The 7,066-nt window shown below is 37.9% G+C and carries 5 protein-coding genes; 4 read left to right on the forward strand and 1 reads right to left on the reverse strand.

All coding sequences use genetic code 11. The annotated features are described in order from the left end of the window. Positions 1–68 precede the first annotated feature (68 nt). The 3 genes from tolC to DC53_RS03870 all read left to right on the forward strand — a co-directional run bounded on the left by tolC (position 69) and on the right by DC53_RS03870 (position 3,074). Positions 69–1,424, forward strand: a complete 1,356-nt coding sequence (tolC, locus tag DC53_RS03880) for an outer membrane channel protein TolC (RefSeq protein WP_033031395.1) — start codon at positions 69–71, stop codon at positions 1,422–1,424. Between the two features lie 108 nt (positions 1,425–1,532). After that, on the forward strand, positions 1,533–2,462 hold the full coding sequence (lpxL, locus tag DC53_RS03875) for an LpxL/LpxP family Kdo(2)-lipid IV(A) lauroyl/palmitoleoyl acyltransferase (protein WP_033031397.1): 930 nt from the start codon (positions 1,533–1,535) through the stop codon (positions 2,460–2,462). A 39-nt stretch (positions 2,463–2,501) separates the two neighbouring features. Then, positions 2,502–3,074: a toxin co-regulated pilus biosynthesis Q family protein gene (locus DC53_RS03870; RefSeq protein WP_007376514.1), complete on the forward strand. Its 573-nt coding sequence runs from the start codon at positions 2,502–2,504 to the stop codon at positions 3,072–3,074. A gap of 43 nt (positions 3,075–3,117) precedes the next feature. On the opposite strand, the gene glnE is transcribed toward DC53_RS03870, so the two are convergent. After that, entirely contained in the window at positions 3,118–5,913 is a 2,796-nt protein-coding gene (gene glnE / locus DC53_RS03865) for a bifunctional [glutamate--ammonia ligase]-adenylyl-L-tyrosine phosphorylase/[glutamate--ammonia-ligase] adenylyltransferase (RefSeq protein WP_033031398.1), read from the reverse strand. Between the two features lie 78 nt (positions 5,914–5,991). On the opposite strand from glnE, the gene DC53_RS03860 reads away from it, so the two are divergent. Beyond that, positions 5,992–6,885 (forward strand): DUF350 domain-containing protein, encoded by an 894-nt coding sequence (locus DC53_RS03860; protein WP_007376516.1) that lies wholly within the window; start codon positions 5,992–5,994, stop codon positions 6,883–6,885. Positions 6,886–7,066: the final 181 nt, after the last annotated feature.

The following is a 7,066-nucleotide window of genomic DNA, read 5'->3' on the forward strand; positions in this document are numbered from 1 at the left end:
TTTTTTTTTATTAAGTAAAACAGGTTAACATGCTTTTAGTATAAAAATTGTCTAAGGACTGAACCCATATGAAAAAGAACATTCTTGCGGCACTGATTAGTTTATCATGTGCACTAGGCTCAACAGCAGCTAATGCTGAAGATTTACTAAACGTTTTTGAAATAGCGACAGCTAATGATCCTACCGTTTTAAAGGCAAAAGCCCAAGCAGATGCACAATCTTACGAAAGTGATCGTGCTATGAGTGCATTATTACCTCAAATTGGTTTAAGCATGGGTTACAAAAAAACTGATTCAACCACTTATAGACAATCTGAAGATTTGTCGGCTATTAATCAGTTTAATACTGATAACGATGAGTTTTCTCGAGGCTTAAGTTTAAGTCAAACTTTATTTGATTTAGGCGCTTGGAACTCATTAGATATTGCAGATAAACAAGCTCTGCAAGCAAGCGCGCAATACGATGCAGCTAAGCAAAACTTAATTGTACGCGTTGCTGAAGGTTATTTTAACGTATTAAGTGCGGTTGACAATCTTGAGTTTATAGAAGCCGAAAAACGTGCTATTGAACGCCAACTTGAACAAACAAAACAACGCTATGCGGTAGGCTTAACAGCTATTACAGACGTACACGAAGCACAAGCACAGTTTGATAATTCAGTAGCTCAAGAGATTATTGCAAGCAATGCAGTAGAAACAGCCCGTGAGCAACTTCGTGAAATCACGGGTAAGTACCATGCAAAATTAGATTTTTTAAATACCGATACTTTCTCTACAACTAAGCCAGCTAAACTTTCTTCAGATTTTGTTAAAGTCGCTGAAAATAAAAATATTAGTTTACAAGTATCCAAAGTAACCGTTGATATTGCAAGAGATCAAATTGAGCTAGCTAAAGCGGGGCATTACCCAAAACTAACTCTAAACGCCAGCTATGGTGATACTCTAACTGATACAACAACAAACAATTTGAGTTTCAATAACCGCCCGCGTGAAGATTTATCCTCGGTCGGTATTAACTTCAGCGTCCCACTCTACTCGGGTGGTGCAACGGTTGCTGCAACTAATCAAGCCCGTGCATTTTACGTAGCTGCAAGTCAAGATTATGAAACAAATTACCGTGCTATAACACGCACTGTTATTACATCTTACAACCAAGTTGTTTCGGACATTGCAACTTACAAAGCACTAGAGCAAGCGGTTGTTTCGGCCCAAAGTGCGCTTAAAGCAACTGAAGCAGGTTTTGAAGTAGGCACACGAACTATTGTTGACGTACTGGTTAGTACACAAAACTTATACAATGCAAAGCGTAACCTTGCTGATGTGCGTTATAGGTATGTACTCTCTACCCTTCGCTTAAAACAAGCAGCAGGAACATTAACAAGTGAAGATTTAGTGGCAATAAACCAAGGGTTAAAAGCCGCTTAAATTACACTTTTTGTAATGTAAAACTAGAAAAGCCAGCGACATTGCTGGCTTTTTGTATTTTATAGCGCTTAGCGTTAAACTAGCATTTTTATTTATAGAGAGTTTTTTGTGGTCACCTCATCTCCTTTTAAAGCATCTTTTTTAGGTCCTCGATACTGGCTAACGTGGATTGGCGTTTTATTCTTATATTTACTCTCTTGGTTGCCACAAAAACTACAATTAGCCATGGGTAAACAGCTGGGGCGTTTAGTTTATAAATTCATGAAACGCCGTCGCCATATTGCACAAGTAAACATTAAACTATGCTTTCCTGATATGAGCGAAGCAGATCAAAAAGACCTAGTACTCAAAAATATGGAAAATACAGGAATTGCGATGGTCGAGACCGGTATGGCTTGGTGGTGGCCGCAATGGCGTGCTCAAAAAGCATTAGGGTCTTTTAAAGGGCTTGAACACTTTGAGCGGGTGCAAGCTTCTGGCAAAGGCGTATTATTACTTATTCCTCATGTTTTACATCTTGAAATGGCTAGTCGCATAATGGGATTAGCGTGCCAAGGAGTTGGGTTTTATCGTCCTCATAACAACCCATTGATGGAATACTTTACAACCAATGGACGCCTCCGCTCTAACGAATATTTAATTGGTCGTAAGGACGTAAAAGGTCTATTAAAAGCATTAAAAAATAAAAAAGTTTGTTATTACTTGCCTGATCAAGATTACGGTCGTAACCGTTGTGAGTTTGTTCCTTTTTACGCAGTACCCGATACAGCAACCACAACAGGCACACTGATGTTTGCTGGTAGTAAAAACTGCGAGACAATGAGCTTAATCACGCGTCGTGACGACAGTGGTAAGTATCACTTAGAAATATTACCTGAGCTTGAAAATTTCCCAAGTGGTGACGATAAAGCGGATGTAATACGTGTAAATCAACGTATGGAGCGTTCAATTAACGCGGCGCCTGAGCAATATATGTGGCTCCATCGCCGTTTTAAAACGAGACCAGACAAAAATACCCCTTCTTTTTATAAGAAGTAGCAGTGGAATAACACTAAATACAAAAAGTGAGTAGAGATTATGTGGTTTTGGGTTAAACATTTATCATTTGCTGCAGTATTAATTATACTGGCTATCTATTTTTTATTCAGTGATGGGCCAACATTTGATATTAGAGATTCTAAAAATGCGGCAGCTGAAGGGCTATCTCGCTTTTATTCATCCATCCGTAATCAAGTTCAAAGCAATAAAGAGCGAGATCAATTTGTACTCCAACTCAAAAAGCCAGATCAGACTCTTGATCGCGTGTTAGCGGAGCGAGGCCGAACGGTTGATCCTATGCCAACTAGCTGGACGGGCGGAATTGAGCCCAGACGTTTTGAAAGTGGAACAACGTTAAAAAAAGCACTTTCTCAATATGCTGATAATGAGGGTCTTGCGCTTTATTGGTATTTAAGTAAAGACTACGTAGTAAAAGATCATTTTAGGGTCGACAGTAATTTCACCTCTGCATTATATCAAGTAGGCAGAGCTATTAATGATGACTTTGAATATGAGGTCTACACTTATTTTTGCCACAAGCAACGTGCCGCAATAATTACTGAAAAACCGTCTGAATTTGTACGTGCTAACTGCTTAAAATTAAACATTTAACCACTTAAAATAAAAACCCAAGCTTTAGCTTGGGTTTTTAAATTTAACTTAACGCAAAAATGCTATTCCAAATATGTGTTACATGAGTAATATCATTCTGGAATGCTTCTCGTGATACTAATTTACCTTGCTGATCTAAGCTCAGTACATGGTAGCAAGAACGATAATCAATATACGCTTTGACCAACTGTTGCTTTTGCTCTTCAGTAATACAACCAATTTTAGCAGCCTCAGTTAAAATTCTTACGTTGTCAGAATAAACTATTAGCTTTTCAAATTTATAGGCATATTTGAGCACTATATATTGCGTAATAAATTCAATATCAGCCATACCACCAATATCTTGCTTTAAGTCAAATTGATCAGTATTTCCTTTTGCTAGATGATCACGCATTTTTTCACGCATTTTTATAACATCATCTTTTAGTGTTGTAGCATCGCGTTGTTGACTCAGTATATTTTTTCTAATTTCTAGAAAGCGTTCAACTAGCTCATCTTGACCTAAAATTAAGCGAGCACGAACAAGTGCTTGATGTTCCCACGTCCATGCTTGAGTTTGCTGATAATGATTAAAGCTTTCAAGGTTGATCGCTAGCAACCCTGATGCACCTTCAGGTCGTAAGCGTGTATCAAGCTCATATAAAATCCCCGATGCGGTACGTGTATTAAATAAATGCATTAGGCGTTGTGCGAGTTTTAGATAAAACTGCCTTGAATCAATTGGCTTATCGCCATCAGTTTGACTAGAACCGTCGTGGTTATGTACAAAAACTAAATCAAGATCTGAATCGTAACCCACTTCAAATCCCCCTGTTTTACCGTAAGCAATTACGGCAAACCCTTTATTTTCATCGTCAGTGCCCGGCGGCATGCCAAAACGCTTAACCGTATTATGCCATGCAATATTAACAGCTTGATCAACAATCGCTTCGGCCAGTGCTGTTAAGTGATCGCTTACTTTCATAACATCAATTACTCCAGTAGCATCAGCTGCTGCGATACGTAATTGATGTGTTTGTTTGAACTGCCTTAGAGATTCCATTTGTAGTTCTAAATCATCATGTTCAATGCGTAAGAAATATTGCCTTATTTCATATTTATAAGCAGTTAAAGGTGTCGGCTTATACAAAACTGCAGGATCAATAAGCTCGTCAAGTAAGATAGGATAGCGAGATATATGTTCTCCTATCCATTTGCTATGGCAACACAATAGTACCAGCTGCTTTAATGTTCCTGGGTTTTCGTATAATAATTCCAAGTACGCAGTACGCGAAATAATTTTATTTAGTATTTGGCAAACCATAGAAAATGCTGCACCACTGGCGTTAAAATTATTTAACTGTTTTAGTAAAGCTGGCATTAATTTATCGAGAATATCGCGCCCCCGATTACCTATTTTTGCCTTTGATATACGTTGTTTAAAATCTTTTAATGGTAATTGCCAATCATCTTTTGGCTCATTTAAAAAACTAATATCACCATGATCCCATGCACTCACAAATGCCCCTTCACTTGTATCTAAAGGCTCAGTTTCTTCACCAATCACCTGTGTAAATTCGTTATGTATTTGCTGCATGACGTGATCTATTTCAACCAATGTTGCGCCAAAATCATCCTGTTCTAATAAAGTATTTAGGCGTTGCTGGTTTAACTCATCATCCGGCAATGTTTGTGTTTGCTGATCGTCGAATATTTGCAAGTACTGTTCAACTTTACGTAAATAAAGATAATTATTCTCAAGACCTTGCGCTTCAAGCTCATTAATAACTTGGTTAACCGTTAACTCCTTTAACGCTTTAAGTAATGATTGCGTTTGTAAGTTAGCTTCTCGTCCACCTCTTACCATTTGCAACGCTTGAACAATAAACTCAACCTCTCGAATACCACCACCACCTAGTTTGATATTATTAGTTAAACCTTTTCGCCGCACTTCTTGGGCAATCATTAACTTCATTTTTCGTAGTGATTCAATCACTGAGAAATCAATATAGCGACGATATACAAATGGCTTTAAAAGCTGATTAAATTCATCCCAATACTGATTAGGTGTACCAATTAAACGCCCTTTTAACATGGCATAACGTTCCCAATCTCGTCCTTGCTCTTGGTAATAGTCTTCAATTGCGTTAAAGCTCATAACAAGTGGGCCACTTTCACCAAACGGGCGAAGTCGCATGTCAACCCTAAATACTTGCCCGTCACCGGTCGTTTGATTTAGCGCTGCAATTAGCTTTTGTGCCACCTTTGTATAAAATATTTGCGCCTCTAAGTTTCGACGTCCACCTTGTGTTTTAACACTGCGGGGATAAGCAAAAATAAGATCTATGTCTGATGAGTAATTAAGTTCTTGCCCCCCTAGCTTACCCATACCAAGTACCATTAATGGCATTGCTCGGTTACCCTCATCTAAAGGTTCGCCATTAATTTTAGCAACGTGCGTATGCGCCCATTGATTCGCACTTTCTATCAATATATCAGCAAGCTGACTAATGTATTTTATGCTATCAGCAATTGGGGGATTACAGCATAGATCTAAAAATGCGACCTTAAGCCAGTACTTCTCTCGAAACTGACGAAGTATCTTATGGCATTCATTTTCATCTATCTCAGCTAAATTTCTATTTTCAAAAGGAGAGTTAATAATTCGGCTTTGTATTTCGTCTTTGCATGTTAGCCACTCTTTTAAGTCTGGCTGGGATCTTAAACTACGCCACGCAAAGTCACTTAATCCGAGTAACTTTACAATAACGGGCTCTTTATTTTGCTCTGGGTACAACTGCTCAAAGCGCATTAAGCCAAGTTTTTGTAATTGAATAGGAAGTTGCTTTACGTTACTCATCAATACTCTCTTTTATATCATCAGTAACCGTACTAGAATGATTAAAACCTAGAAAGGTTAACTCTACTTAGGAATACCATGTCTTATTTGTCATTATCTAACACTAGTTTTGTTGCGATTGCTATTAGTTTTGCGGTTATTTGCATAACTATATTTTGCCTACGAGTCGTAACTCAAATTAAAGCAAAACAAGCGCTTAAAGATGAACTTGCGCAGCACGATAACTTTGCAATGGGGATTAGTTTTGCCTCTGAAATATCAGTTGTTATTGCAACTATGGCTTTTTTGTTTGATGAAATTAGCGTAAGTACTGCGCAATCCAACCCTTTAAAAGTGATTGTACTAATTATTCTACTGTTTATTTTTATCAAAGCGGGACACTTAATTCATCGAAAATGGATTCTCCATCGTTTTAATGAAGAAGCCGCTATATTAAAACAAAACGTATGTGCTGCATTAGTCGATTCAGGTATGTTAATCGCTAACTGCATTATGACTTTAGGGCTTTATACATGGACCCATACACAAGGTCTAAGTAACTTGCTAATTGCTTTTGTTAGTTTTTTTGTCCTGCAAGGTATGTTCGCTTTTGATAGTAAAATCCGCGAGTACCGCTTTGCAAAAGCGAATCAAGGAGCTTCATTACAGAGCAACTTTAATTTAGAGAACACCTCGATAGGGATACGCTATGCTGGTAAGTCGATTGGTTTAGCACTCGCTGTGTATGCTGGTTTATCCAGTGCTGAATTTCAAAATGGTAAAATGGTAGAAAATTTATTCACTCTCGTCATGCACTGCGGTGTAATGTGGATATTACTGTATGCGCTTACTTTTGTAATAAAAGTTATATCCTTACCTAATATTGATACAGCGCTTGAGGTTGATCATCAAGATAACATAGGGATTGCTTGTATTGAATTTGCTGTTTTTTGTGCTATTGGCTACTTGCTAATTAGCATGTTTTCTATTTAGCCTCCCTTTGACTGAAAAGGTTGGCCAGCGTACTAGATTGCTATGATATTAAAATTTATTTAGCGCTTGGAAAAATAAGGTGAATTTACACATCAATAGTCAGGGCAAGAGCATGAAAAAAGTCTATGCGTTCAGTACCTTTTCAAGGTAGGCTGTACTGCGCATAGCTTTTTTCTGTTTT

The sequence above is a fragment of the Pseudoalteromonas fuliginea genome, assembly GCF_000690055.1.
GTDB lineage: Bacteria > Pseudomonadota > Gammaproteobacteria > Enterobacterales > Alteromonadaceae > Pseudoalteromonas > Pseudoalteromonas fuliginea.